Source organism: Streptomyces chryseus, from assembly GCF_014650755.1.
GTDB lineage: Bacteria > Actinomycetota > Actinomycetes > Streptomycetales > Streptomycetaceae > Streptomyces > Streptomyces chryseus.
Map to the genome: position 1 here is coordinate 1 of NZ_BMVO01000044.1, position 24,782 is coordinate 24,782.

Sequence of the window (24,782 nt, forward strand, 5' to 3'; positions counted from 1 at the left end):
AACAAACCAACGACCGACCTGCCCAACCGTCACGGCAAAGACCGTTGCAGTACTAATCTGTGACGATGTCTTGGGCATAAATGATGACCTCGCCGTCGACCACGTGTTCCCGTTTTCCCTGATGCGCCGCTTCGGGAGTGTCGACTCCTGGCACGGCCCGGACCTGGATTCCCTGTGGAACCTCGCCCCCGCACACGCCGCTTGCAACAGAACGAAAAGTGATCGGCTGCCCAACACACTCGAACTCGCCCGGCTGGCCGCCCGCAACGAGGCCATCATGCAGTCCCCCCACCCTCTCCGCCGCACCCTGCAACGCAGCATGACCAAGGTCCATCCCGGCCGGCGAGTGCCCTCATGGTCAGACTTCCTGAAGGCAGTACAGATGACCATCTGAAGCCAATCACCCAGGGCCTGGGACCGCGTAGTGCATTCAACCAGTCATTACCGCGAGGCTTTGGAGAACCTGCTCGCCGACAAGGCCAAGGGCACCCAGCCCGCCGGAGCCGAGCAGCCAGCGGCCGCGGCGACGGTCGTCGACCTCATGGCGGCGCTTCGCCAGTCCGTGGAGTCGGCACGTGAATCCCGCGGTGAGGGTCAGAGCGAGGACGCGACCGTTCACGACATGCCTCAGCGCGCCACCAAGAGCCCCGCGAAGAAGGCCGGTGCCAGCAGGCCGCGGTCGGCGTAGTCAGGTGAGGTAGCCCAGGTCAACGTCGGGCTTGCATACCGGGCACGGTGTAATGCCGTCGGCCAGCGCGCGCAGCGCCTGCGTGCGGTCGATGGGGCGACTGCGCCCGCCGACGAGACCGCAGCCCCCGGCATGGACCGCCATGGGCGGCCGCCCCTCGCCAGTCCCGAGTTGGATCACCCAGTCGGGAGGCGGCGGTGGAGGCCGACGGGCAGCGCGCTCGGCCTGGCGCTGCTCCTCAGCCTGAAGCCAGCGCCTGGTCTGGTCTGGTCGAGCTGCTAAAGCTGGACACGCTCCAGGAAGCGGAGCAGCTCGACGCGCGACGGGTTATCGGACACGCGTTCTATCGAAACGCGCCGATGTTGGCAGCCCTCCTGACTTCGCGTATGACGGGGGCGGCAGGCTGGCGCGGGTGCCGCCCCCGTCATACGCGAAGTCAGCTCCGCGCGATAGCCCTTGCATCAAAACGAGCGCTACTGCGGCGCTCGCACCGACGCCGGTACACCAGCACGTGGCGCCCGGGCCCCGGCCGATCTGTGTCGGCCGGGGCCCGGGCCCTGTCAGCCGGTCTCGCGCCACCAGGCGGGAGACACGCTGAGGCTCCACACGTCACCGGTCGGCCCATGGGTGGCGGCGTCCACGCGGACCAAGATCCTCACGCCGGACTCGGGAACCCGGTAGCGGTGGAAGTCCGCGGCCGTCCCGTCGTCGTCCGGTTCGACCGAACAGCCGAGGCCGGTGATCGCGGCGACCAGGTCCTCGAAGGGCGTCCGAGGGGCGAAGTCGCCGTACACGCTCCGCAGGGGTGCCGGCACGGCCGACTCCGTGTCCCACCGCAGCCGGTGCACCTGAACGCTGATCCCGAAGCAGGGCCAGGCCCCGTGCTCCTCCTGGAACGACAGCTCCACGAGACCGTAGTCGCGCCGCAGCAGACCTCCGTCCGCGTCGTCGACGTAGTCGGTCCCCAGCCGGTCCGCCCACTCGGCGGGCTGCGCGCCGATGCCCACGCCCAGAACGTCGCCGCGGGCGGCGACGTGGGCGTAACAATCCAGATCGGACATCTACATCTTCTCCATTGCCTCAATCAGCGCCTGCAGTTCGGCCGTCCGGTCGTTGCTGAAGCGCCACTGCGGCTTGCGGCCTTCCTTCATGGCCTTGGCGCTGGACTCGAAGACCTCCTTGGCACCCTTCGTCACCCTGATCATGTCCGCGCGCCACTTGGGGTCGGACGTGATCGTCGCGATGACGGCGTCGACCTGCTTCTGCGTGGCCGTGCCGCGCGACAGGCGGATCGCCTCGGTCCGGATACCGCCCTTGCCGTCCGGGCGCAGGGCCACCTCCATGCCGTCCTTCATGTTGACGTGAGCGCCCTTGGTGACCCAGTCCTGGTCCACCTGGCCGACATGGTCGATCTCAAGGCTGCACTTGTTCTTCTTGGCATTGTGGACCAGGACCGGCGTGTTTCCGGCGAGCACGTAGTACGTGTGCAGCCGGGCGACGGTGAGGTTGTGGACTGTCTGTGGAACGGTACTGGTCTCGACCGCGGTGATCTGCGCTGCCGTTCCCGTGCTGGTGCGCAGCCACGTCCCGGCAGTGAGGTCGATGGCGTAGGTCCAGCTGTCGGGGCCGAGCGTCCGGAACGGGTGGTGGTCGGTCGCCGTGATCGTGTCCGTGCGGTTGCCGACCGTGCCGTCGGTGTCCACGGTGAGGGTGACCAGTCGCTTGTCCCCCGATCCAGTGACCAGGTCGGTCACAGGTTCTGGCCGGGTGTGGCCCGTCTCAGGATCGGTGGCTAGAACCTCGTCGCCCTCGCGTATCCGCTCGATCGGCGTACCGGCGCCGTCGCCCATGAGGACCAGAGTTCCGGCCGGGAAGCTGTTGTCCGTGACACTTCCAGCGACGCACGTGGCCTTGCGGGCGCCCCTCACATCGTCTCCGGTGAGGGCCTTCTTGCCAGCCTTGAGCCAGCGCAGTACCACCAGCGCGCCCGTGGCCCGGCCGAGCCCGCTGAGCTCCTCCTCGGTGGCGACGTCCTTGCCCGAGACGGCCTCTATGATGCCCTTGCCGTCCCCGATCCCGGGCAGCAGGTCCAGCAGCAGACCCATGCGACGCTGCTGCTCGTCGGCGTCGAGTCCGGAGGTGCCGGAGCTCCAGGTGTCCTTGATGTGGGAGAAGTCGAACTCGATACCGGGCATCTCCTTGAGCTTCTCGGCGCCCTTCTTGATGCCCGGCACGTGCTTGTTGAGCTCGTCCATGCCCTTGTTGGCCTGGCCGATCCCCTGGTTTATCTGGCCCAACGCACCATTGACCTCGCCCAGCGACTTGTTCATGTCGTCCATGGCCCGACTCATCTGGTTCAGACCGGCGGTGATCTGGTCGAGGTCCTTGCCCACTCCCTCCAGACCGGTCCTGACGCTCTTCGCGGCCTTCTGGAACTCCGGGTCGCCGACGACCCGTGGTGGAGCAGCCAATCAGTTTCGGGATCAGTCTGGGGCTGCTGGCTGCAGGGATATTGGCCTACCGGATGACACCCTGGCTCCTGCGGGGTCTGCTTCAGCGGGTCTGACGAGGGCTTCCCCGCGAGACGAGGTTGGCGACGACTGACGTGAGGAAGCCGGGCCCACTCGTCGAGTGGGCCCGGCTTCCTCATCGGCGGAGTGTCACCAGAGCGAGATGTGCGGCGACATCGCCGGGTACCAGGCCATGCCGAGCAATGGCAGCAGGCACAGCCGGACCACCGTCAGCGACCAGCCGACACGTCGCGCCCACGCCGGCTCACGAGACAGCAGGGCCAGGCTCACCGCGAGGGAGAGCGTCAGCCCGACGCTGGACCACAGGAGATACGGGACGTCCGCGAGCAGCACATACGGGTCGTCACGCCAGGTCCACAGGGTCCGGGCCACGAGCAGGGTCAGCACCGCCTCAGCGGCGAGGAACCACAGCCTGCCCAATCGCGCCGCCGTCTGCATCAGTACCACCTCGGCTTGGGCCGGTAGATCCAGATCTTCATCTTCGGCTCGGCACTCCTCTGCGCGGACAGGGCGCGGTACTTGTAGTTCTTGTTGTGCTGGGTCACATAGATCTTTCCGTTGCTGATCTTCGAGATGATCGACGCGTGGTCGACCTTCCCGTCGTTCTTCCAGTCGTAGAAGATGATGTCACCGGTGAACGCAGTGCTGGTGCTCCGCTTGGAGTGGAGCATGTGCCGCTCCATGAAGGTCTTGAAGTAGCCCGCGTTGATCCACGTCCAAGTCTCCTCGTGGATCCAATTGCTCGGCTTGCGCCACCAGTAGTCCTTGCTCTTGTGGTTCTCGTCCCCGGAGCCCTTCATCCTGACGTCGCCGCCGATGTCGATCGCCCGGGAGACGAAGTTCGTGCAGTCCTGGTCGTACATGCTCGGTGCGTTCCAGTTGGACACGGCCCAGGTCGCCGCTCCGGTGCGGAGGTAGGTACCGGCCTGCTGGGCGTTGAAGGAGACCGTGGTGGCGCCGGTGGTCTCGCTCCCGTCGTCCGTGGAGTCGCCGTCGAACGCCGAGGGCTCCAGGCCGTCAGCCGTGAGGTCCCCGTCGACGGAGTTGGCGAAGTGGACCAGCGCGGCGCCGGTCGGCCGGACCACCGCCTCCTTGGCGTGCGCGGTGACCGCGGAGAGCAGCACCGGCTGAGCGCCGGCGGTGAAGGTGTAGCGCCACTCGGTCCGGCCGATCTCGTCGGTCGGGTCGGCGGTCCCGGTGCTCGCGTCGGTGACGATGATGTTGGTGGCGGTCACCGTGGCGCGCAGCGTCACTGTCTTTCCGTCGGCCGACGGGATGGCCAGGACATCGCTGAACGAGGTCTCGGGCCAGTTGTTGTCTGTGTCGTCCTCGGAGACAGCCACGCGCTCCCGCAGCAGCGACTCCTGGTCGCGGGCGAGGAGGCCCTTGAACTGGGCGCCGTACGCGCTCTTGGTAGCGGCGTCGTTGGCATCGACGTAGCTGCCGACGACCAGGCCGCCCCGACCGTGGTGGTACGCCTCCAGAGCCGTCTGATACGCGGACGTCCCGCCCGTCACCGCGGCGGGAACGATGCCGGCGGACGTGACGGTCGGGCCCGTGCCGTAGTCGTTCTTCCCCGTCACCTTGAAGCTGTACGTAACGTCCCCGGCATCCGCGGTGAGTTCGTTGAAGACCGCGGACAGGCCGCTGGTGGTCACCGTGCCGGCCGTAGTGCCGTCGGAGGCAACGGCGGTGACGGTGTAGTTGACGATGTCGTCGGCGTCACCGATGAACTCCGCCGGGCTCCAGGTCACCAGGGCGCCGTTCTCGCCGGCCACAGCCTTCAGGTCGGTGACGGCGGCCGGTGCGGTGCCCGTGGTGCCGGAGCCGGTGCTCTGCTCGGTCACATCCAGCGTGAACGTCTGGAGCGCGGTGTAGGCGGAGCACACGTTGTCGGTGCAGGCGCGCATCTTCCATCGGTAGGTGGCGCCGTCGGTGAGCAGACCGTCCGGCACCTTTGCGACGGCCCGGTCGCCGTCCAGAACCCTGCTTGTGAGGGGGCTGCCCACGGCGTTGCCCGACGCGTCGTACAGCAGGTGCTCGGCGGTGACGGCACCCTCGCCGGCCGCCGTGACGACGCCGGTGAGCAGCGGGGTCACGGTCTGGGTGGCGCCGGTCGCGAAGTCCGTGGGTACTGCGGGCGCGGGGGCCTTGGAGGTGTCGACCGTGAAGGTCTGCCAGGGGCTCCACGCGGTCGAGTAGTCGGTGCCGTCGTAGGTACGGGCTCGCATCCGCAGATGCGTGCCGTTCACCAGTGGTGTCTCCTGAGGCACCGCCAGAGCCGCCACTTCGGAGGTGTCGACGTAAGGCGTGTCCGCGGTGAGCTTGTAGGTGGTGTCGTTGTACGCCGGGTCCGGCTCGATGGCGTACTGGGCGCGCACGCGCTGCGGATCACCGTCGTTCAGCCGCGTCGACAGCACGGGTGTGAGCGAGGTGACCACGTTGGAGCCACCGCTGGTGGTGGACGGCGACACGGCGGTGGTGCCGGGGATCTGCGGGTAGGAGTTGTACGTGACTGTCAGGTGCGGTTCCGAGGAGCCGTCACCGGAGACGTAGTTGGCGGAGCGGAAGCGCCGCCAGGTGTAGGAGTCGGTCTCGTCGACGCCCCGGATCATCAGGCCATGGTTCGCGGTGCCGCTGGTCCACGCCTTGACGATGTCGTCGATGTCGAAGTTCATCGTCCCGGCCGGGCAGGCCGAGGAGTACCCCATGGCCGCGGTGTTGATCACCTGCCCGGTGGTGGTGGTGGCGGGCTTGGCGGCCCAGGTGATCGTGGAGGACGACCAGGATTCGGTCACCCGGCGAACCGCGGTGCCCGTGCCCTGCGTGCAGGAGGAGGACCAGTGCGAGTACAGCGCCAGGTTGGTGTCGACGACGTGGGTGTTCTCGTAGTCCTGGACATCGAACTTCAGGAACGAGCGGGCCACCGTCCCACCGCCGTCGTAGGTGCCCGACTTCAGCTCCGTCGAGGAGACCTGCGAGTCGTTGTAGTTGGTCGCCACCCAGGTGTCGGTGGTGACGGCGAGGGTGGAGGTGGGGTCGACCGTGACCGGGTAGGTCAGGTCCTGCGCGAAGTAGTCGGCGTCAGGGCGCAGTACGAGGGTCTGGGCGCCGTCCTCCGCGGTCTCGATCTCGGTGTCCACCGGGGCGAGATGCTTGGACTCGCCGGACTTGTTGTCGACCGAGGAGTCCCACATCATCGGCGCCGGGGCCTCGGCGACCAGTTTCCCCGCGCTGTTCTTCAGCAGCAGGTGCCCGGAGTCCGCCTCGGACAGGGTGAGGCTCTTGAGGGTGACGGGTATGCGGTAGGTGAGGTCGCCGCTGGGTGCCTCGTCGAGGAGGACGTTCTGGGAGAAGCCCTGCTTCAGGGCGGTAACCGTCAGGGTCTGCCCGTCGCCCAGGTCGTAGGAGGCGGTGTCGTCCTGCACCTTCGGCGTGGGCAGGGTCTCCTCCCAGCCGAGTGCCAGAGACGCGCCGCCCTCGGAGACCGAGGCCAGCTTTTTGTCGCCGCCGTCGGACACTGTGATGTCGGCTGCCGCCGTCTGCGGCTCCAGCGCGGCACCCTCGTCGGCGAGGTCGGTGTCGATGGCCTGCCAGGAGCCGTCGTCCTGCTTGACCCGCACCGGCCCGGCGTACGAATCGGCGGTCTGCGTGCCGTCCGGGTTCACGTACACGGTCGACGTCTCGGTGCGCTTGGAGACCAGCTCGATGCGCTTGTTCTGGATCTTCGCGTTACGGCGGGCGGCCTGCTCGTCGCTCAGCCCGAGCAGCTTCGCTATGTTCTGGCCCTCGTCGCCGAGGGTGACGGCCTGAGCCGGACTGTTCACAATCTGGTCGCTCTGCGCCGGCAAGGGCGCGACAGACGGGTCGCCGACCATGAAACCGGCCAGCGTCATCGCTGCTGCGGCCTGGATCAACCGTCTTCGGTTGGTGCGTTGCACTCCAACTCCTTTGGGGGTTCCCCTGACGGGATCTTTGGGGGTGGAGTGCGAGATATAGATGTGATCTTCATTTATGCGCTCGGGGGACTGGGGGCAACTGGCGGAGGTTCGCCCCAAAAAGCGCGGACTACGGCGCGGCAAGTGTGACCGAAAAGTGATCATGGTGGGGAGGTCGAGTCGTGAAAATGCGAAGACCACCGGGCAACCCTGTCCCCCTTCCACGAGTTGACGTCATCCTCGCCGAGCCGCTGATCAGCTCCCTGAACCGTCAGGGCAGCGACAGCTCCGAGACCCGATCCAGTCCCGCTGCCTCATGCGGTCCGGCCTTTCCACCTAGTCCGCCCCGTGTCGGTCTTGCCGCAGCTCCTCGCCGTCCTTCACCATTTGTAATCAGGCAAGTACTGCGAAGCCGGGGGTGGGCACGTCGCCTGGTATGGGCGGAGCTACTGGGCAGACAAGGCGCTGCCCAGCGTGTTCAACCACGAGTTGCTCAAGCGGTACCTGCCGCAGTTCGGCGGGATGAGAGGTTCGCGATCACAACGAACGCGTGGTCTATCTGGACGGATGCGCGGGCGAGGGCAGCTTCGAGAACGGAGAGCCGGCATCGGCGGAGCTCACACTGCGCATCGCCGCGGACCTCCAATCCCGGGCAGGACTGACGCTGGAGTGCTTCTTCTCGGAGTCCCAACCGAAGTCTGACACTGTTCGCGAGAACGGGGTTCTGGCACAGATCTTGGGGAGTCGTAGCGGAGCGTCACCTCGATGTTCGATTGTGAGGGGCAGGCTCGGGTGAGCCGGCGTACGCCTTGCCGCTGCACAGCAGAAATTGACGCTCCCTCAGGTGCTTGTCGGTCGATGCCGTGGTCGGCGGTGGACGGTGATGGTGCTGGTCATGCAGACCGATGCACCGTTTTGGGACTCGCTGATGTTCGACGGGATTGACGAGGTGGATATCGAGGCGGTTACGGCCGCTTTCGGCACGGTCGAGGTGGCGGTGAGAGCGCGACCGGTGCGGAATGTCCGGACTGTGGCCGCTTTTCGGACCGAGTCCACGACCGATACCAGCGCAGGCTGAAGGACCTTCCACTCGCAGAGCAGGGCTTCGTGATCAGGCTGACGGTCCGGCGCTTCATCTGCGGGTCGGCGCACTGCCCGCGCCGGACGTTCGCCGAGCCGTTCTCCCGGCTGGCGGCCCAGCTGGGCTTCGGCGCGGGACGGATGACCTTGTTACGCAGGGGCATGGCATTGCCCGATCCGCGGTTCAGCACGCCGCGTGCGCTGGGTGTGGACGACTTCGCGATCCGCCGAGGCCAGACCTATTCCACCGTGCTGACCAGCGTCGAAGACCACCGGGTGGTCGATGTGCTCCCGACGCGTGAAGCCGGGCCGCTGGCCGCCTGGCTAGACCGCCACCCTGGCGTGGAGATCATCTGCCGGGACCGGGCGGGCGCTACGCCGAGGGGGCCCGCCGCGGCGCTCCGGAAGCTCTGCAGGTCGCCGACCGGTTCCATCTGTGGCAGGGCCTCGGTCGAGCCGTGGAGACCTGCGTCGCCGCCCACCGCGATTGCCTGCGCAATCCTTCGCCCGGCAGCATGCTGCCGGAGGCCGAAGAACCGGACCGAGGTTTTGCGGACGATCAGGCGCTTGCGTTCCACACCACCTGCTGGTGGGTGATCGAACGCGCGGTGGCCACAGCTCAGGCACGGCCGACGGGCGTCCATCCGGCCAGTATGCAGGGGCCAGTCTCACCCGTTCGATGACGAGTCAGCGCACGTGAAGCGGCCTGGACACCCTCCGTGACCGCTTCCCAAGATCTGTGACAGAACCCTGTTCTCGTGTACAAAGCCACACGCGAAACCGGCGCCACCGAAGACAACCTCAAGAACATCGTCACGCTGAGACCGCAGGAGCAGTACTTCAAGGACAACGGCCGCCACGCCCAACGACTCACCCTCGAGAACATCGACATCGACTACCTCGACCTCAACTACTGACACCCCCGCAAACCCTGCTCCTCGGCGCCTGGGTGTGACTGAGCACTCCACTTGGCACTTGAGCGGCTGAGTTGGCACCTTGGCCCTTGGCCGTGTGCATGCGATCAAGCAACGGACATGGATGCGGGCCGGTCAGATGCGGGGTGGATGGATGAGTGCGGATGCGGAGCGGGAGCGTTGGAAGCTGCGGTCCGGAGCCGGGGTGGGGCCGCTGAGGTTCGGGATTGTCTCCAGCCGAGGTCGCTGAGGCGCTGCTGTTCTCTGGGCCGCTTTTACGGGTTGGTGGTCCGTACAAGCAGAAAGAATTCCCGGACGGGGTGAAGGCGTTCTACGACGCGGGCAGGCTCGCATGGTCGCGCTGGATGCCGTCGCCGGTCCACACTTCCTGGCCGCCTTCCCGCTGACAGGGAGCGATCCAGCGCAGGGCCACCAGTTCCTCCTGGACCACGCCGCAGAGCATGGGAACTGGGTGCTCTACACCCCTGACGAGTCGCTTTCCCTGACGGATCTCGGGCTCCTCCTGCGTTCGCAGCGGGTCGGGGAAGTGTGCCTTACCCCTCCGCTCTTCGTGCAGGAGGAGTGGCTGGAGTCGCAGTACCACCGAGACCACCTTCCGCTGGAGGGTGCGTCAGGCTGAGCGCTCGATCTGACAGGCGGTGCCAACCGGATTGCTCAGTCACAGCAGCGGCCGCTCAGAGGTGGCCGTCCAGGAGCTTCCGTACTTCGGCGGTGGTCATAGGCCCCGTGCCGTGCGCCACCGCCTCTCCCTCTTTCAGCAGGACGTAGGACGGGGCTCCGGTGATCCCGTATCGCTCGGTTGCGGCCGGACAACGCGTGATGTCGGCGCGGACGGCCGTCAGGCGGCCCGTGTATTCGTCGGCGATGCCACCCACGACGAGGTCCATCACCCGGCAGGGCTCGATTGCCTTGGGCCATGTCCCGGTGAAGTATGCGAGGACCGGGACCCCGCTCATCCCGAGGATGAAGTTGAACTCCGCGTCCTCACGGGGTTGGTGAACCCGCTTCGCCATGGAAGCTCCTGATCTCACGTCCGTTGTTCCATCCCCATCATCCCTCGGGCGGTGTGCCAGGCCGGCCCGGTCGGTCGTCCGGTTGACCTGTCGGAAGGGAGGCACGGGGCCGTCGCAGAACCACGGTGGTCCCCCGGCGCGAACGGCCCGGTCTCTCGGCCCTGGTGGCCCGGCCTGGCCACCCCGCCGGTCACCCAGCTGCGGCCCGCCGCGCGCCCGTGGGTCAGCTCGTGCCGGACAGCGCCCTCCACGACACATGGAAGCCTTTTTCAGGGCATAGCGGCCCAGGTCACCGACGAGATGCTCGATGAGCGATCCGGTGCGCATCGTCCACCGGATCCGGTCGAGCCGTATCCGCCACCGCGCTTCTCAGAGACAGCGCCCCCGACGGGCTTCCCGAAGCCTTGTCTGGTCTGCACATCAATCCCCGGTCTCAGCTGGCCAGTACCGCTCTTGTCCGGGCCGCATGAGCCAGCTGATGGCACCGAGAACGAGGCACGATTCTTGGACCGCTCGCGGACGCAGCCGTGGACGGTCGAAGCACGCGTCAGCTGACCCGAAGACCGAGCGCCAGCGTCAGTTCAAGAACCCGGTGTGGCGATGCGAGATCCGGAAACAGCTCCCGCAGCTGCGACATCCGGTAGCGGACTGTCTGGGGATGGACGAACAACGCCGCCGCCACCTCGTCCCGCCTGCCCTGGTGCAGCAGCCACGCCCGCAACGTCTCCTCCAGCCGCCGTGCGGTCGCGGCAGGCAGGGTCCGCAACGGTGCGAGGGCTCGGGCACGCAGGTCTGCGAACGCGTCCGCGTCGGCGCTCAGCACCAGCTCGGGCAGGTGGTCCTCGGTGTCGCGGATGTCAGAGGAGAGGGAGCGCGCGCGTACGGCTCGTGCGTACGAGGCGGACGCACGAGTCCATGGCCGGGCCGGGCCGACCACTGCGGTGCGGTCGGTCAGCTGCCGCAAGAGATGTGACCGGTCGGCATCGGGGACGAGCAGCACACCGGTGGCGTCCGGCAGATCGTCGAGGACGAGGGTGCTCGGGTCGAGCGCGCGGTAGGCAGGCCGGGCCTGGCCGGCGGGCAGCAGGACCGCGGTCAGAGAAACCGGAGGCTGCCACCCGGCCCGTTGAACAGAGGCCAGCAGCACGTCCGGACTCGCGCCGGCGAGAAGGTCGCGAGCCAGGTGTTCCAGGTGGCGCTCCTGGTCCCTGCCCCGGGCGGCCAGTTCGTCGGCGTGGCCCGCGGCGCTCGCGGCGGAGAGCTCGTCGATGTAGGCGAAGGTCAGCTCGGCGAACTTGGCGACCTCGGCGGCGGGCAGACCTGCGGGTACGGCACCCGCTGCCAGGCATCGCCAGGCCACGCGGGCGCCGACGCGGTAGGCGCTGAGCAGGGCGTCCATCGAACGGCCGTCGCGCACCTCGCCGCGGCCCAGCTCGTAGGCTGCGTCACCCGCGTCGCCGCCTGTGGCGTTCCCGCTCGCGAGGTCCAGGTAGTGCCCCAGGGCGGTGCGGACGGCTCGGCGGATGGTGGCGCCCATGCGGCCCGAAAGGGCGTTGGCGTAGGAAGGGACCTCGTCGATGATCGCCTGGACGACCTCGTCGGCGGTGGTCTTCAGCGCGCCCCGAAGTGCGGTGACCGTCGTCTCGTTCAGGGCCAGTTCGCTGGCCCTCCGGATTGCATGGCTCACGCTTCTATTCCCTACGAACAATTCAGCCAGCCAGATTTACGTCCTGCGGTCAGGACTTTACGCCTTGAGGCGCAGCAAGCTGGAGTCATGACGAGTACAGCCCTCCGCAGCAGGGCGTGGAAACTGCTGGAGATGGTCACGACGCCGCTGCTGCCGTCGGACTACCTCGACCTGGTCAGCCCGCTGCGTGCGGGCGCTGACCTGCGGGGGCGCATCGAGGCCGTGCACCCCGAGACGGGTGACGCCGCGACCATCGTGATCAGGCCGGGACGGGGCTGGCGCGGCCACACAGCCGGTCAGTACGTGCGGATCGGGGTCGACGTCGACGGGGTACGCCTGTGGCGCGCCTACTCCCTCACCTCACCGACAAACCGCCAGGACGGCCGCGTCACGATCACCGTGAAGGCGATCCCGGACGGCAAGGTCAGCAACCACCTGGTCCGCAGGGCGAAACCGGGCACGCTGATCCAGCTCGACCAGCCGACCGGTGACTTCGTGCTGCCGCAGGCCAAGCCCGCCAAGGTGCTCTACCTGACGGCCGGCAGCGGCATCACGCCCGTGATGGGCATGCTGCGCGACACCGAGTTCGACGACATCGTCATGGTCCACTCCGCGCCACAGCCGCAAGACGTGATCTTCCGCAACGAACTGCACGACCTGGTCGCGGACAAGAAACTGCGGCTCACCGAGGTGCACACCGACACAGACGGCATGCTCGACATCGCCCGTCTCGACGAACTCGTGCCCGACTGGGCCGAGCGCGAGACCTGGGCTTGCGGGCCCGCGGGCCTGCTCGACGCCGCCGAAGAGCACTGGACCGAGCACGGCGTCCAAGAGCGCCTGCACACCGAACGCTTCCGCCCCAGCATCGTCGTCGCCGGCGACGGCGGCGAGGTCACGTTCAGCGCCACCGGCAAGACCGTCCACGCGGACGGCGCCACGCCGTTGCTGGACGTAGGCGAGGAGGCCGGCGTGCTCATGCCCTCCGGGTGCCGCATGGGCATCTGCTTCGGCTGCGTCACGCCGCTCAAGGCGGGCGCCGTCCGCGACCTGCGCACCGGCGAGATCACCGAGGCCGAGCCGGGCGTCCTCATCCAGACCTGCGTGTCCGCCGCGGCGGGCCCCTGCGACATCGAACGGTAGGAGCACCTTGACCGCCATCGACCCCACCGCCCACCTGACCGCGGAGCAGATCGAGGAGCTAGGCCGCGAGCTGGACGCGATCCGCGACGAGGTGATCGCCGGCCGCGGCGAGAAAGACGCCGCCTACATCCGTAAGGTCATCTCGGCGCAGCGCAAGCTCGAGCTGGTCAGCAGGGGCGTGCTGCTGTTCTCGATCTTCCCGCCCGCGTGGCTGCTCGGCACCGCCGGTCTGTCCGTGGCGAAGATCATGGACAACATGGAGATCGGCCACAATGTCCTGCACGGCCAGTGGGACTGGATGCGAGACCCGAAGATTCACTCCACCACCTGGGAGTGGGATCACGTCTCGCCGTCCGAGCAGTGGAAGCACTCGCACAACGAGCTGCACCACACGTACACCAACGTGATCGGCAAGGACAACGACCTCGGCTACGGCATCATGCGCGTCGACGAGGACCAGAAGTGGCACCCGTTCCACCTCGGCCAGCCGCTGTGGAACTTCATCAACGCCTGCTTCTTCGAGTACGGCATCGCAGCGTACGACCTGGAGCTCGGCAAGAACCTGCACAAGCGCCGCCGCAAGAACCCGGAGTTCCGCGCGCGGGCCAAGGCCGTGGGCCGCAAGATCCGCAAGCAGGTGCTCAAGGACTACGTGATCCACCCGCTGCTGTCGGGCCCGTCGTTCCTCACCACGCTCGCCGCCACGTTCACCGCGAACCTGGTCCGCAACATCTGGTCCCACTCGGTGATCATGTGCGGGCACTTCCCCGAGGGCGTACAGGTCTTCGAGCGCCGGTCGATCAAGGGCGAGACGCGCGGCCAGTGGTACCTGCGCCAGATGATGGGCTCGGCGAACATCAGCGGCAGCAAGGCCATGCACTTCATGACCGGCAACCTGTCGCACCAGATCGAGCACCACCTGTTCCCGGACCTGCCGAGCAACCGGTACGCCGAGGTCGCGGTGAAGGTGCGCGCCCTGTTCGAAAAGTACGAGCTGGAGTACGTCACCGGGCCGCTGCCCAAGCAGGTGTTCTCCGCGTGGCGCAAGGTCTTCCGGCTCTCGCTGCCGAACAAGAAGCCGAAGGTCAAGACGCCGGACCGCGAGCAGGAGCTCGTCGCGGCCTGATTCCCGGTATTGGTTCAGATCTTTCGGCCGTACCGGCGGCACCGCCGGTTTCGGTGAGATCCGTTGCGGACGGTGGGAGGCCACGACATCAGACCGTACGACACGGGATCCGGGCAGCCCGGTGTCCGGCTGCGCTGCCTGGACGTGCGCCAGGAGCTCAGCACACAGCCCCCGGCGAGGTGCTGTAGTGCGCTGACCTGCCGTGGTCGGGCCGGTATAGGGCGTGGGCGTGTTGCGAAAGTGCTGACCGTGCCGCACAACGATGTCTGATTTCCGCGAGCAAGACGCGTCGTTGCTGATCATGCTGGCAGCATGACGATGTCATCCACTACAGACTCAGTGACAGTGCTCACCGGCATGTATGCAGCTGAGGCGGAGTACCTGGCGGCCGGAGGCCCTGGCGAGGCTTCGTTCGACTTGCTCGCCCCCTTCTTCGCGCCGAATGTCGAGCTACATCAAGCGGATGCTCTGCCATACGGAGGTACTTGGCGTGGGCACAACGGAATGACGCAGTTCTTCCTTGCGATGGGACAGGTCTGGGAGACGTTCGACATAGTGGAGCAGGAGTTTCTCGCCACCGGTGAGACTGCGGTCGTGCTCACTCAGGTCCGTGCTCGCGTTCGTGCGACTGGCCGTGAACTCAGCTTCCCAATCCTGCAAAAGATCACGGTCAAGGACGGGCAAATCACCGAGGTCCATCCGTTCTACTGGGACACTCAAGCTATCGCCGACGCCTGCGCCGCGTCCGCGCCGACAGACTGAGAACGCCTGCAAACCCGCTGGTCACAACCACTCGTTACTGACTTCGGCTTGTCAGGGTGAGGCTGGTGTCTCGAGGGTGAGGCCGGTGCCGGCTATGAAGCCGTCGAGGGTGTGGGGGCGGTATTGAAGGCGTTTGAGGCGGTTGCGGACGAGGGCTTCGAGCTGGTCGAGGGCCATGACGGCGAGGTTGGCGAGGTTGGCGAGGTTGGCGAGGCTGCGTTTGACGTGGGCCCACACGCCTTCGACGGGGTTCAGGTCGGGTGAGTAGGCGGGCAGCAGGAACACTGTCAGCCACTCCCGCTCCGCCACGAGGTCCCGCATCCTGCGGGAGACGTGGGTGTTCAGGCGGTCCCAGACCGGCACGATCGGTGCCCTGACCAGCTGGTGGACGCCGTCGACCAGCGCGATGAAGTCCCGCTCGCCCATGCTGCGACGGGTGCCTTTGCCGGCGGGGTGGGTGCGCAGGCGGTGGCACAGCCGGGTCCGGGAACCCGGCCGCATCGCGATCAGGCCGGCCACCGACAGCCGTCCCGAACGCCGGCCGCTGACGGTCACGACCGGGGTGCGGCCTCGTCAGCCCCAGGTCCGTCCACGGGGCGGCCTACGGGTGAACCCGGCTTCGTCCTCGAAGCAGACGTAGCCCCCGCAGGCCGCCCTCGCTCTTTCACCTCCGCCCAGGTCGCCTCCTTCCACACGGTGACGGCCCTCTCGTCGCGCTCGGCGACCCGCCGGGCGGAGACCTGCGGGCTGAAGCCGAGCCGGTGCATCAACCGGGTGGCACCCGAGACGCTGTACGAAACGTGGAACTTCCGGCCGATCAGCGTGGCCACCCTCGACGCGGTCCACACCTGGTCCTCCCCCCATCCGTGAGCAGCCGGTCCCTGTTCCAGGTATGCGGCCAGCTTCTCCAGGCACCGCGGGGACAGGCGGCACCTTGAGCCGCTCGGACCGCGGGAGGCCAGAGCCGGAACACCACCCTCTCGCCACAACTGGTGCCACTGGTACGCCGACTTCACGCTCACCCGCAGCCGCTGTGCGACGTCCGACGGCTTGATCTTCTGCTCGAACAGTTCAGCCGCCTGCATCCGTACCGACTCCCGGCGCCGACGCCCCGTCGGAGTCAATCCGCCCCCATCCGCATATCTCACACACCACGGATACAGCCACCCACCCACGCTTATCAGGGAATTCGCAACAATTCACCCTAAAGAGCTGAAGTCAGTAAGGAGGACTTTCCTGACGTGCGGTTCACCCACCATCCGCTTCGCGGAACGCCCGGCTGAACCTGGTGGCGCTGGAGAAGCCCCAGCGGGCCGCGATCGCCCGAACGGGCTGACCGCTCAGTTCCCGGGATGCGAGGTCGGTGTGGGCGCGCTCCAGCCGACTTCGGCGGATGTGTGCCGCGATGGTCAGGGGCTGGTCGGCGAAGAGGGCGTAGAGACTCCGCAGGGACATGTTGTGCCGGTCAGCGATCATCTGAGGAGTCAGGCTCGGGTCGCCGAGGTTGGTCTCGATGAAGCGGTAGATCCGCTGCAGCGTCTCCTGCGCACGCCTCGGCAGGCGCCTCACCAGGGTCACCGAGCTGCCGCGCGAGAAACGCAGTGGCCAGATCGAGGGTGACGGACCCCATTGCGCGCAGCTCCTCCGGGCGGCAGCGCGGGCCGCGTGCCAGCAGCGTCTTCAGGAAGTCCGCGAGGATCGCTTCTGACCCCACGTCTGCCGCCAAGCTCCGTGCGAGGAGGCAGTCCACCCGGTCCGACCTCAGTGCCAGGGCCTGACGGGGAATCTGCATGACGACCGACTCGACCTGTCCGCCCGTGCCGGCGCACCGGGCCGGCCGGACGGAAGAGCTGTGACGCAACGCGCCACGGCCGGTCGACTCAAGGGGTGAAGACCTGGTCCAGGGTGTCGATCTCTTCGCCGGGACCGAGGTGGTAACGGAACACGAGTCCCTGGTCGGGGTGGGCGACGAGCCAGTCGGTCAACTGCTGCAGGGTGATCTTCTTGTTCTCGGTGCTTTCGACGATCGGGGTGACGGCCGTGATCTTCGCGTTCTCAGCGACAGGGATGAAGGTCTCCACTCCGACTGGCTCGAAGGGCGCACCGTCGGTGTCGGGCGCGCCGCAGCCCCAGTTGCCGTGCTTGACGATGAGGCTGTGGAAGCCCCCCTCGGGGGTGTAGCGGTAAACGGCGATCTCGTCCGGCGAGATGGGCATCTTGTGGTCGCAGGTGGTGCTCGGCGCGGGCGATTCCGGCTTCTCCCCAGCCCGCTTGGTTGCCGGACCGCCGGCCAGCGTGGGCTTGGCGGGCGTGGAGGGCTTCGCGGCCGGCGCGATGCTGGTCGGGGCGGCGCTGGATACCGGGGCGGGGGTGACAGGGGTGGCCGAGGTGGAGGACGTCCCGTCGGAGGCCCCGGGTGCAACGCCCTTCTCCGCCGTGCAGCCGGTCAGGGGCAGAGCCAGGGCCGTGCAGAGGGTCAGCACGGCCAGCGACCGTCTGCGGCCCTCAGGGGTTCCCACGCCTCCGCGCATCTTCTTCTCTCCTTCTGACAAGGCACCACTCACGGGGCACCGTTGAAATCCGGCGTCAACGTAGCGCGAGCCGACCCTGTGGGTCAGTGGCCAGATCTCGTTCGTCACCAGGCCGGGATCAGGTTGTTGCCTGATACGGAAACTGTTCCGGCTGCAGCGCTTCACCTGCTCTGCCTGCCCTGCCGTGATTCTCCGACCTCAGCCACACCGTGACGGCGGTGAAGGCAGCTCCCGCCCCGGTGACGAGGGGCCGCGGCAGTAGGCGGGGGCTCGGGCCCAGCCCGACCGCCGAGGCCAAGCGATTGCCCCGGTGGTCTGCGTGCAGAACATGTACGGGGTCGGCGCATCGCCCGAACAGAAGGAGTTCCTGTACAGCTGCGGCGAACAGAACATCGCGTTCGTGCCGTTCTACTCGATCGCCGGCACCGGACACGAAAGCGGGGCGGCCACCGATGACAGCACGGACGTGCACACGACCGCGCGCCCATGGAGTGAGCACAGCCCCGATCCGGCTGGCGTGCCCCTTCACCGGGGAGCGCACGCCCTCGCCATCCCCTGGCACCGAACATCCCGACCACTCACACAGAACGTGGCCGCGCCCGTCCGTGCGGCGGTTGAACGCCTGGGCGGGCCGCGGATCCGTCCGCCTGATTCCCCGGCCGGTCGGATCAGCGCAGTCCGGCGAAGAGATCGTTCTCGGGTACGGCCGCGCCGGTGGCGTCCTGGACACGTACGAAGGTCTCCATGCCCATCAACTCGCCGAACCTCTCCTTGCCCATCTTGAGGAAGAAGATGTTCTCGCCCTGACTGGCGTGCGCGGCCAATGCGTCGAACTTCTGACCGCTGAACGCGGTGGTGTCCACCCACGTGGTGATCTCATCGTCGGGGAGGCCGATCTCGGCGATCGCGGCGGCCTCGGCAGGGTCCGGCTCCGGCATGTCCTCATGAAACTCGTGCATGATCTCACCGAACCGCTGCATCATCGAGCGGGGCATCGTGGTCCAGTACACCTTCGGTGTCAGCGCGGTCATCTCCAGAGCCGTCATCGTGATGCGGTGGGCCTGGATGTGGTCGGGGTGGCCGTAGAAGCCGTTCTCGTCGTAGGTGACGACTACATCAGGTCGGTAGCGCCGCATGAGTTCCGCGAGTCGGGCCGCGCCTTCCTGCACGGGGGTCTGCCAGAAGGATCCGGGAGCGTCGTTGCTCGGCCAGCCCATCATCCCGGAGTCGGCATAGTCCAGCGTCTCCAAGTCGCTGACCTTCAGGACGTCACAGCTCGCCTCGAGCTCTTGACGACGCATCAAGGCGACCGCCGCCGGATCATGCCCGGGGTCACCCGGTTTGACACCCCCCGGCCCGTCACCGCAACCGCCGTCGGTACACGTCACGAGAACCGTGCGGATACCTTCCGCCGCATACCGCGCGAGGACCCCTCCGGTTCCGGTGGCCTCGTCGTCGGGGTGGGCGTGTACTGCCATGAGCGTCAAGGGCCGGTCAGTCATAAAACAGTCCTCCTGCGGAAGTACGTCTTGGTCCGAGTGCGCGGCGGGCGTACCGCAATCCTGGGGACCGGATCCTGGTGGGGCGAACGACCTTGCGGTCTCCGCGTTCCCCGCCCGTGCGGCGCCGGTCCCCCGGTCGATGCAACCGCGCCGGCCGGACCGGTTGTTCCCGGCGCTTGGTTTTCCAAGCGGCGGCGTTTCGACGTGACAGAGGTACAGGCGCGACTTGCACGTCTCAGCGCCACGTCGGATCCGGCTCCTGTGCGGCACCAGCCGCGAGTTCCGACAAGAAGCGATGGCTGGCGGAAGTGATTCGGCAGGGCTCACGCGCGGAGCCAGCCTTTACCGACGGTTACCTCGTGTGCGGTGCGACGCCACTGGCCTTCCCCTCCGGGCAAGGGCCAGGCCCAGGTCGGCTGTTCCGCGGTGTGCAGGTCGTGGAGGAGGCGGACGAGCTGTGGGCCGGCGGTGACCGCACCGTCCGGGACGGTGGGACCGTGGATGGCGCGAAGTTCCGCGAAGCGCGCCAGCTCGTACTCATAGGAACCCACAGCGTCATCGATACGTGCGGCCAGGTCATCGTGCGACACCGTGCGGTGCAACTGCAGCAACGGAGGCTCGATGGACTCGGCGATCGCCGCGGCGAGTCGTGCGTGACCGTCCAGGATCAGATGACAGTCCAGACCACTGACCCACCACAACAGAACGGGTGGGAGCATCCCCTCACGGACCTGCTTACGGTACGCCCTGACCCGGCTGTCGCCCGGGCCGGGCATGGGCCGCAGCGGCAGAACCTCCCACGATGTGGAGTGGAGAAACCAGTCGATGTATCCGTCCGGATGGCCCTCGACGAGCATCGAGCTCCAGTACTCGGCATGCGAAGTGTCAGCGTGGCGCCAGCGCTGGAGCGGACTCTCGCACGAGAGCAGCCATCGGCCCTCGTGCAACGGGCTGCCCGGCGAGTCGTCGAGGTACTGCGCGAAGCGGTGAGCCCACCGTTCCAAGCTGCCCGACAGGGCACGCCCCACGTCGGCGCGCAGCGGTGGGACGAAGGAGCGGTATCCATCGGTACGCCAGAAGTCCACGCCCTGTAGGGGCTCTTCGACAACGGCGAGCAGCACGGGCCGCGACAGCTGGGAGACCAGCAGTCGCGGCCCAGCACTGAGAACGCACAGCTCCGGCTGGTGGCGGTCCTGTACGTCCAAGGACAGGCCCACCCATGTGCCGTCGTCCCGCGTGACATCACTGCGTTGCATGCCAAGAGCGTAGACGGCGACTACTGGGCGCTGCTCCCCGCGCACGCGGGGATGGTCTCACCACGGCATCGGCCGCAACACTGCGGGGAGAGTTTCTGGTATCAGGACGGCTTACTTTCCGGGACCGTGGATGCCGAGGCCACCGTTCCCGTCGGCACGGCGTCCAACGACTTCGCCGGCCGCGACGACCTGTTCCTCAGGCCGGCGACCGGGTTTACGAGCGACTCCAGCCGATGAGACCACGATCACCCACCAGCAGGCGGCCGACCGCGACCGAGAGACCTGCGCCCAGCTGATGCGCGAGCTCGTCGGCCGCATCGCCTCCTTCCGCACCGGCTACCTCGCGCTGCTGGAGCTCCGCCTTGAGGCCACCCGCCGCCCCGGCCTGCGCAAGGTCCTCACTGAGCGGGTCCGAGCCGACGTCGACTATCACGAGGCTATCGGCCTCCCCGGCGACGCCACGGCCGTCAAGCTGCCCATGCTGACGCTGAACTGGCTGATCGTTGAGCAGCTCACCCTGCCGGACGTCTTCACGGAAGGGCGTGAACAACTGGTGACGGCCGCAGTGGAGCGAATCGTGGCGGCGGAGTAGACGACTCGACCCCAAAGTGACGCCGGCTGTCGGATGCAGTGGAAGTGGGCCGGACCGGCCTCGGATGTGCCGCTCTTGGTTCGTCCGCTGATCCGAAAGAAATCGTCGGCTGTCTTCGTCCAGACGAACGGTCTGGGGTGCTCGTTCCAGTTGGCGAGCCAAGGTCGGATGTCGCGTTCAAGGGCCTGGACGGAGCGGTGGACACCGCGCTTGAGCTTCTTCCGCGTGAGCTCGGCGAACCACCGCTCGACCAGGTTCAGCTGCCAGGACGCGCTGGTCGGCGTGAAGTGCAGGTGGAACCGGGGATGCGCCAACAGCCACCGCTTGATGTAGGGGGTCTTGTGGGTCGCGTAGTTGTTCAGGATCAGGTGGACTTCGAGCCCCGCGGGGACTTCCTTGTCGAGCTTGGTCAGGAACTTCTTGAACTTCCCTGCTCGGTGGCGGCGGTGAAGCGAGCCGATGACCTTGCCGGTCGCTACTTCGAGAGCGGCGAAGAGTGTGGTGGTGCCGGCCCGGACGTAGTCGTGGCTGCGGCGTTCGGGAACACCGGGAATCATCGGCAGGACCGGCTGGGTCCGGTCCAGGGCCTGGATCTGCGACTTCTCGCCGACGCAGAGGACCCAGGGCCTTCTCCGGTGGATCGAGATGGAGGCCGCCCACATCGCGGACCTTGTCGATGAACAACGGGTCGGTGGACAACTTGAACGTCTGCGACCGGTGCGGAGCCAAGGCGAACGCCCGCCAGATCCGCGAGACCGTCGATTGCGACATTCCCGTGGCCGCGGCCATCGACCTGGTCGACCAGGGTGTCGCGTTCTTCGGTGTCTCCTCGAGCGTCTTGACGATGACCCGTTCCACGTCGTCGGTGATCTTCCGTGGGACGCCGGGCCTCGGGTCATCACACAAGCCGTCCAGTCCACGCTCGATGAGGGAGTGCCCCTCGGCGCACTCCATCACGATCCGCGCCCTCTGAGCCAGATCCTGAGCCGTCGTACGGCCACGCAACCAGCCCTCCAGCACCACCCGCTGGGCATCAGTGACCGACAACGGCGGAATCTTCGGACCCGGACGACTCATACCAACCAACGACGGATTCCGACTCAGGTCACTGCTGTAAGGCCGCCCGCGCCGCCGCCGCACGGGTCCGCGTCACGGTGGAGTCGGATGCGGTCGGGGAACGCGAACTGGCCTGGGGCGAACAACTCGACGTACGCGAGATCATGGCGTTCGGCACCGACGCCGAATTCACCGACCATGCCGTGGCCGCCTACGTGGCGAAGTACGCCACCAAGTCCGCCGACGCCTCGTGCATCCTCGACCGAGCCTTGTTCTGCCGCCCCTGCCAGGGACGCGGCGCCACCCTCCTGCCTTACGGGACCCCACTCCCGTGCACCGCCTGTGGCGGCACCGGACAGACCCGCCCACTGCCCCGGCTCGCCGTCGCCCGGCACGTGCGGCAGATGATCCGCACCTGCTGGGAGCTGGACTGGCTGCCGGAGTTCGCGGACCTCAAGCTTTGGAAGTGGGCGCACATGCTCGGCTTCCGCGGCCACTTCTCCACCAAGTCCCGCCGCTACTCCACCACCCTCGGCGCGCTGCGCGACGCCCGCCGCGCCTGGCGCACCGAACAGACCCGCGCCCACGCCAACCTGCCCGAGCACAACCCGGACACCACCCTCGTCGTCGGCCACTGGGCCTACCTCGGCACCGGCTACGGCCCCGGCGGCGCACTCCTCGCCGCCGCTGTCTGGCACCGCAGAGAACTCGCACGGCAGTTCGCGGCCGAGGGGGGCTGCTCATGACCGCGCACGGCCAGGGGCCGAGCAGGCCGGAGGAGCTGCTGACGGTTCCCCAGGTCATGGCCCGCCTCCAGCTCGGCCGCTCCGCCGTCTACGACCTCCTCCGCACCCGCCAGCTCGCCTCGATCACCCTCGGCCGCGCACGCCGCATCCCCGCCCATGCCCTCACCGACTTCATCCGCACCCGCCTCGAACAGGACGCTGCCTGATGACCACACCCGCGACAACCCCGCCTCCCGCCGCGTGCGCGCCAACGGCGACGGAACCGTCTACCAGCGAAAAGACGGCCGCTGGGAAGCCGCCGCATACGTCCTCGCCCCCGGCAACACCCGCAAGGCATCCGCGTCTACGGCACCACCCGCAAGGAAGCCCTCGCCAAGCTCACCGAGAAGATCGCTGCCAGCAACCGCGGCCTCCCCATCGCCGCGGCCGACAGCACCATGAGCGCCTACGTGACGTACTGGCTGGACAGCGTCGCCGTCCACCACCTGCGGGAGAACACCCACACCCGCTACGCCGCCTGTATCCGCCTCCACCTCATCCCCGGCCTGGGCGCCAAGAAGGTCGCCCGGCTCACGGGTCGTACTGGTAGCGCCAGGTCGTGCCGTCCGGCGTGAGGACCGAGACCAGGCGGTCTTGTGCGTCCCACGTGTAGCGCCAGGTGTCCGGCTTACGGGAGAGGCGCGGCTTCTGGCGCAGTCTGATCCGGCCCGCCGCGTCGTGTTCGTAGCGGACCGCGCCCGCTGCACGGATGCGTGTCCCTGTGTAGGTGCGCAAACCCACCGCTTCCTGGCCCGGCATGGGGGCCGGCCAGGACGCCGAGGTCTGGTTGCCCGCCTCGTCGTATGCGTATCTCTCCGTCCAGCCTGCCGCATGGACTGCGGTGACCCGCCCTGCCGCGTCCAGGTCGAAACGGCTGGGCCCATTGAGCTGGTCGTCGATGCCGACCAGGTTGCCGTCCGCACGGTATGTGTAGGCGCGTTGCTGATTGCGCCAGGGCTTCGGCGTAGTCGCGTGACGCCCGGTTTGTGATCACCCGAGGCCGAGGAGTGCGAGGGGGGTCACGGGCGTTGCGGCGGAGGCCGGCCGCGATGTTCTTCGCTCCGGCTGTTCGGAGGGCTCCGATGGCGAGGTTGCGCCAGGTGGCCATCGCGCGGGGCGCGTTGCCAGTGCGCACTTGTGAGGCGTCCTCGGCGAAGGTGGTGTCGCGGACGTGGTGCAGGGCTTCGATCTTCCAGTGGTCCCGGACGAGTTGAGCGAGCTCGGGGGGTGGCCTGCGCGGCGGTCAGGCTGGTGACGGCGTAGACGGTCTTGATGGTGGTCTTGCCGGTCTTGCGGTCAGTTCGGCGGCGCTTGATCTGGACGGCCTGGCGGGCTCCGGGGAAGAGAAGGCTGTTCACGGTGGCGACCTTGATACGGCGGATCTCCGAGCGGCCGTGGCCAACGCCGCGGGTGCGGCCCTGAAGCGGGATGTCCTTCCAGGGAAGGGACTTGAGCTGGTTGCGCAGCTTCTTCTGGTTGCCCTTGACGATCACGATGTAGTGAGCCTGGCGGCCGAGGAGGTATGTGGCGTGCTCGTGCTGGGTGTGCATCGCGTCGCTGGTCACCACGGTTTTGGCCAGGTCGGCGACGGTGTCCAGCAGGGGCTGGAAGCAGGTGATCTCGTTGGTCTTCTCCCCGACGTCCAGCTGGGCCAGGACCAGGCCGGTGGTGTGGTCGAGTGCGGCGAGCAGGTGGATCTTCCGGCCCTTCGCCCTGGCCGCGCCCCGCAGGGCCTTGCCGTCCACCGCGAGGCCACGCAGCCCGGCCGGCTTCGGGCATCGGTCCGCGAGCCAGCGTCCGACTGCCCGGTCCAGCGCGTTGGCGTCGATGCGGCCCAGCAGTCGGCGGACCGTTGTCTCGGAGGGCAGGACCCACCTGGGCAGAAGCGGGTCGGTGCGGGCGCCGACCTGTTCCAGCACGCGCGGCGGGGCATCGGCGATCCACTCGCCAACCGCCAGCAGCGAGGTCGCTCCGGCCAGCACAGCACACGCGGTGAGTGCGAGCACGACGGCCAGCCGATGACGCACCCCTCGCGAATCACGCGGGTCCGGCACCTCGGCCAGCCGCTCCAGCAGGCTCGGGACCTCCTTTGACACGACCTCGGGATGCTCCCGGAGTTGGTCAAGGGCAGGCGGAATCAGCGATGATGCGTCGGCA

At 67.6% G+C, this 24,782-nt stretch carries 21 protein-coding genes and 6 pseudogenes; 12 read left to right on the forward strand and 15 right to left on the reverse strand.

Annotated elements, in window-relative coordinates:
* Both IE185_RS31735 and IE185_RS31740 read left to right on the forward strand, forming a co-directional pair.
* Positions 1–394, forward strand: a pseudogene (locus IE185_RS31735) (HNH endonuclease domain-containing protein); the annotation flags it as partial.
* 60 nt (positions 395–454) lie between these two features.
* Complete coding sequence (locus IE185_RS31740; protein ID WP_138895258.1) at positions 455–688, forward strand: Ku family protein; 234 nt, start codon at positions 455–457, stop codon at positions 686–688.
* Here IE185_RS31740 and IE185_RS33510 read toward each other — a convergent pair whose 3' ends face one another.
* The 5 genes from IE185_RS33510 to IE185_RS31760 all read right to left on the reverse strand — a co-directional run bounded on the left by IE185_RS33510 (position 689) and on the right by IE185_RS31760 (position 7,160).
* A complete protein-coding gene (locus tag IE185_RS33510; RefSeq protein ID WP_229843815.1) occupies positions 689–832 on the reverse strand; it encodes a DUF6233 domain-containing protein in 144 nt (47 codons plus the stop codon).
* A gap of 416 nt (positions 833–1,248) precedes the next feature.
* Positions 1,249–1,749, reverse strand: coding sequence for a hypothetical protein (locus IE185_RS31745; protein ID WP_138895257.1), 501 nt, complete (start codon positions 1,747–1,749; stop codon positions 1,249–1,251).
* Positions 1,750–3,159 (reverse strand): polymorphic toxin-type HINT domain-containing protein, encoded by a 1,410-nt coding sequence (locus IE185_RS31750; protein ID WP_138895256.1) that lies wholly within the window; start codon positions 3,157–3,159, stop codon positions 1,750–1,752.
* Between the two features lie 189 nt (positions 3,160–3,348).
* A complete protein-coding gene (locus IE185_RS31755; protein ID WP_138895255.1) occupies positions 3,349–3,657 on the reverse strand; it encodes a hypothetical protein in 309 nt (102 codons plus the stop codon).
* A complete protein-coding gene (locus IE185_RS31760) occupies positions 3,657–7,160 on the reverse strand; it encodes a DNRLRE domain-containing protein (RefSeq protein WP_138895254.1) in 3,504 nt (1,167 codons plus the stop codon). Before IE185_RS31760 ends, IE185_RS31755 begins: the two co-directional genes overlap by 1 nt.
* An 892-nt stretch (positions 7,161–8,052) precedes the next feature.
* Here IE185_RS31760 and IE185_RS33515 point away from each other — a divergent pair.
* The 3 genes from IE185_RS33515 (at position 8,053) to IE185_RS31770 (ending at position 9,154) form a co-directional block, all read left to right on the forward strand.
* Complete coding sequence (locus tag IE185_RS33515; RefSeq protein WP_229843817.1) at positions 8,053–8,235, forward strand: hypothetical protein; 183 nt, start codon at positions 8,053–8,055, stop codon at positions 8,233–8,235.
* The gene (locus IE185_RS31765) at positions 8,232–8,834 is read left to right on the forward strand and encodes a transposase (RefSeq protein WP_229843824.1); all 603 of its coding nucleotides are present in this window, start codon (positions 8,232–8,234) and stop codon (positions 8,832–8,834) included. Before IE185_RS33515 ends, IE185_RS31765 begins: the two co-directional genes overlap by 4 nt.
* A 161-nt stretch (positions 8,835–8,995) precedes the next feature.
* Positions 8,996–9,154 carry a hypothetical protein gene (locus IE185_RS31770; RefSeq protein WP_170198295.1) on the forward strand — a complete coding sequence of 53 codons (159 nt, stop codon included), beginning with the start codon at positions 8,996–8,998 and terminating at the stop codon, positions 9,152–9,154.
* Positions 9,155–9,846: 692 nt separating this feature from the next.
* Here the strand turns inward: IE185_RS31770 and IE185_RS31775 are convergent.
* Entirely contained in the window at positions 9,847–10,185 is a 339-nt protein-coding gene (locus tag IE185_RS31775; RefSeq protein WP_138895253.1) for a thioredoxin family protein, read from the reverse strand.
* 547 nt (positions 10,186–10,732) lie between these two features.
* On the reverse strand, positions 10,733–11,872 hold the full coding sequence (locus IE185_RS31780; RefSeq protein ID WP_138895252.1) for a PucR family transcriptional regulator: 1,140 nt from the start codon (positions 11,870–11,872) through the stop codon (positions 10,733–10,735).
* 87 nt (positions 11,873–11,959) lie between these two features.
* On the opposite strand from IE185_RS31780, the gene IE185_RS31785 reads away from it, so the two are divergent.
* The 3 genes from IE185_RS31785 to IE185_RS31795 all read left to right on the forward strand — a co-directional run bounded on the left by IE185_RS31785 (position 11,960) and on the right by IE185_RS31795 (position 14,903).
* Entirely contained in the window at positions 11,960–13,015 is a 1,056-nt protein-coding gene (locus IE185_RS31785; protein WP_138895251.1) for a ferredoxin reductase, read from the forward strand.
* A 7-nt stretch (positions 13,016–13,022) separates the two neighbouring features.
* The gene (locus IE185_RS31790; RefSeq protein ID WP_138895250.1) at positions 13,023–14,141 is read left to right on the forward strand and encodes a fatty acid desaturase family protein; all 1,119 of its coding nucleotides are present in this window, start codon (positions 13,023–13,025) and stop codon (positions 14,139–14,141) included.
* A gap of 312 nt (positions 14,142–14,453) precedes the next feature.
* A complete protein-coding gene (locus tag IE185_RS31795; RefSeq protein WP_170198294.1) occupies positions 14,454–14,903 on the forward strand; it encodes a nuclear transport factor 2 family protein in 450 nt (149 codons plus the stop codon).
* A gap of 51 nt (positions 14,904–14,954) precedes the next feature.
* Here the strand turns inward: IE185_RS31795 and IE185_RS34140 are convergent.
* From IE185_RS34140 to IE185_RS31825, 5 genes are all read right to left on the reverse strand, one after another.
* Positions 14,955–16,051 (reverse strand): IS630 family transposase gene (locus IE185_RS34140; protein ID WP_439654990.1). Its coding sequence is split into 2 segments (ribosomal slippage): positions 14,955–15,478 and positions 15,478–16,051, totalling 1,098 coding nucleotides; the frame shifts between segments, so codons are not numbered across the junction.
* Between the two features lie 100 nt (positions 16,052–16,151).
* Positions 16,152–16,472 (reverse strand): helix-turn-helix domain-containing protein, encoded by a 321-nt coding sequence (locus IE185_RS33520; RefSeq protein ID WP_229843818.1) that lies wholly within the window; start codon positions 16,470–16,472, stop codon positions 16,152–16,154.
* Between the two features lie 311 nt (positions 16,473–16,783).
* Positions 16,784–17,434 (reverse strand): hypothetical protein, encoded by a 651-nt coding sequence (locus IE185_RS31815; RefSeq protein WP_189716482.1) that lies wholly within the window; start codon positions 17,432–17,434, stop codon positions 16,784–16,786.
* Positions 17,435–18,102: 668 nt separating this feature from the next.
* Complete coding sequence (locus IE185_RS31820; RefSeq protein WP_138896519.1) at positions 18,103–18,936, reverse strand: PIG-L family deacetylase; 834 nt, start codon at positions 18,934–18,936, stop codon at positions 18,103–18,105.
* A 323-nt stretch (positions 18,937–19,259) separates the two neighbouring features.
* On the reverse strand, positions 19,260–20,237 hold the full coding sequence (locus tag IE185_RS31825; RefSeq protein WP_229843821.1) for a hypothetical protein: 978 nt from the start codon (positions 20,235–20,237) through the stop codon (positions 19,260–19,262).
* Between the two features lie 6 nt (positions 20,238–20,243).
* Between IE185_RS31825 and IE185_RS31830 the strand changes: the two are divergent.
* Positions 20,244–20,784 (forward strand): annotated as a pseudogene (locus IE185_RS31830) (TetR/AcrR family transcriptional regulator).
* Positions 20,785–20,888: 104 nt separating this feature from the next.
* On the opposite strand, the pseudogene IE185_RS31835 reads toward IE185_RS31830, so the two are convergent.
* Positions 20,889–21,861 (reverse strand): annotated as a pseudogene (locus tag IE185_RS31835) (IS630 family transposase); the annotation flags it as partial.
* Positions 21,862–21,923: 62 nt separating this feature from the next.
* Between IE185_RS31835 and IE185_RS31840 the strand changes: the two are divergent.
* From IE185_RS31840 to IE185_RS31850, 3 genes and pseudogenes are all read left to right on the forward strand, one after another.
* Positions 21,924–22,586, forward strand: a pseudogene (locus IE185_RS31840) (replication initiator); the annotation flags it as partial.
* Positions 22,583–22,792: a helix-turn-helix domain-containing protein gene (locus IE185_RS31845; protein ID WP_138896517.1), complete on the forward strand. Its 210-nt coding sequence runs from the start codon at positions 22,583–22,585 to the stop codon at positions 22,790–22,792. The pseudogene IE185_RS31840 and the gene IE185_RS31845, both read left to right, overlap by 4 nt.
* Positions 22,743–23,167, forward strand: a pseudogene (locus IE185_RS31850) (tyrosine-type recombinase/integrase); the annotation flags it as partial. The gene IE185_RS31845 and the pseudogene IE185_RS31850, both read left to right, overlap by 50 nt.
* Here IE185_RS31850 and IE185_RS31855 read toward each other — a convergent pair.
* Both IE185_RS31855 and IE185_RS31860 read right to left on the reverse strand, forming a co-directional pair.
* A pseudogene (locus IE185_RS31855) lies at positions 23,160–23,570 on the reverse strand (hypothetical protein); the annotation flags it as partial. The pseudogenes IE185_RS31850 and IE185_RS31855 sit on opposite strands and share 8 nt — an antisense overlap.
* A 74-nt stretch (positions 23,571–23,644) precedes the next feature.
* A partial coding sequence (locus tag IE185_RS31860) for an ISAs1 family transposase (protein ID WP_229843822.1) occupies positions 23,645–24,782 on the reverse strand: 1,138 nt, incomplete at its 5' end.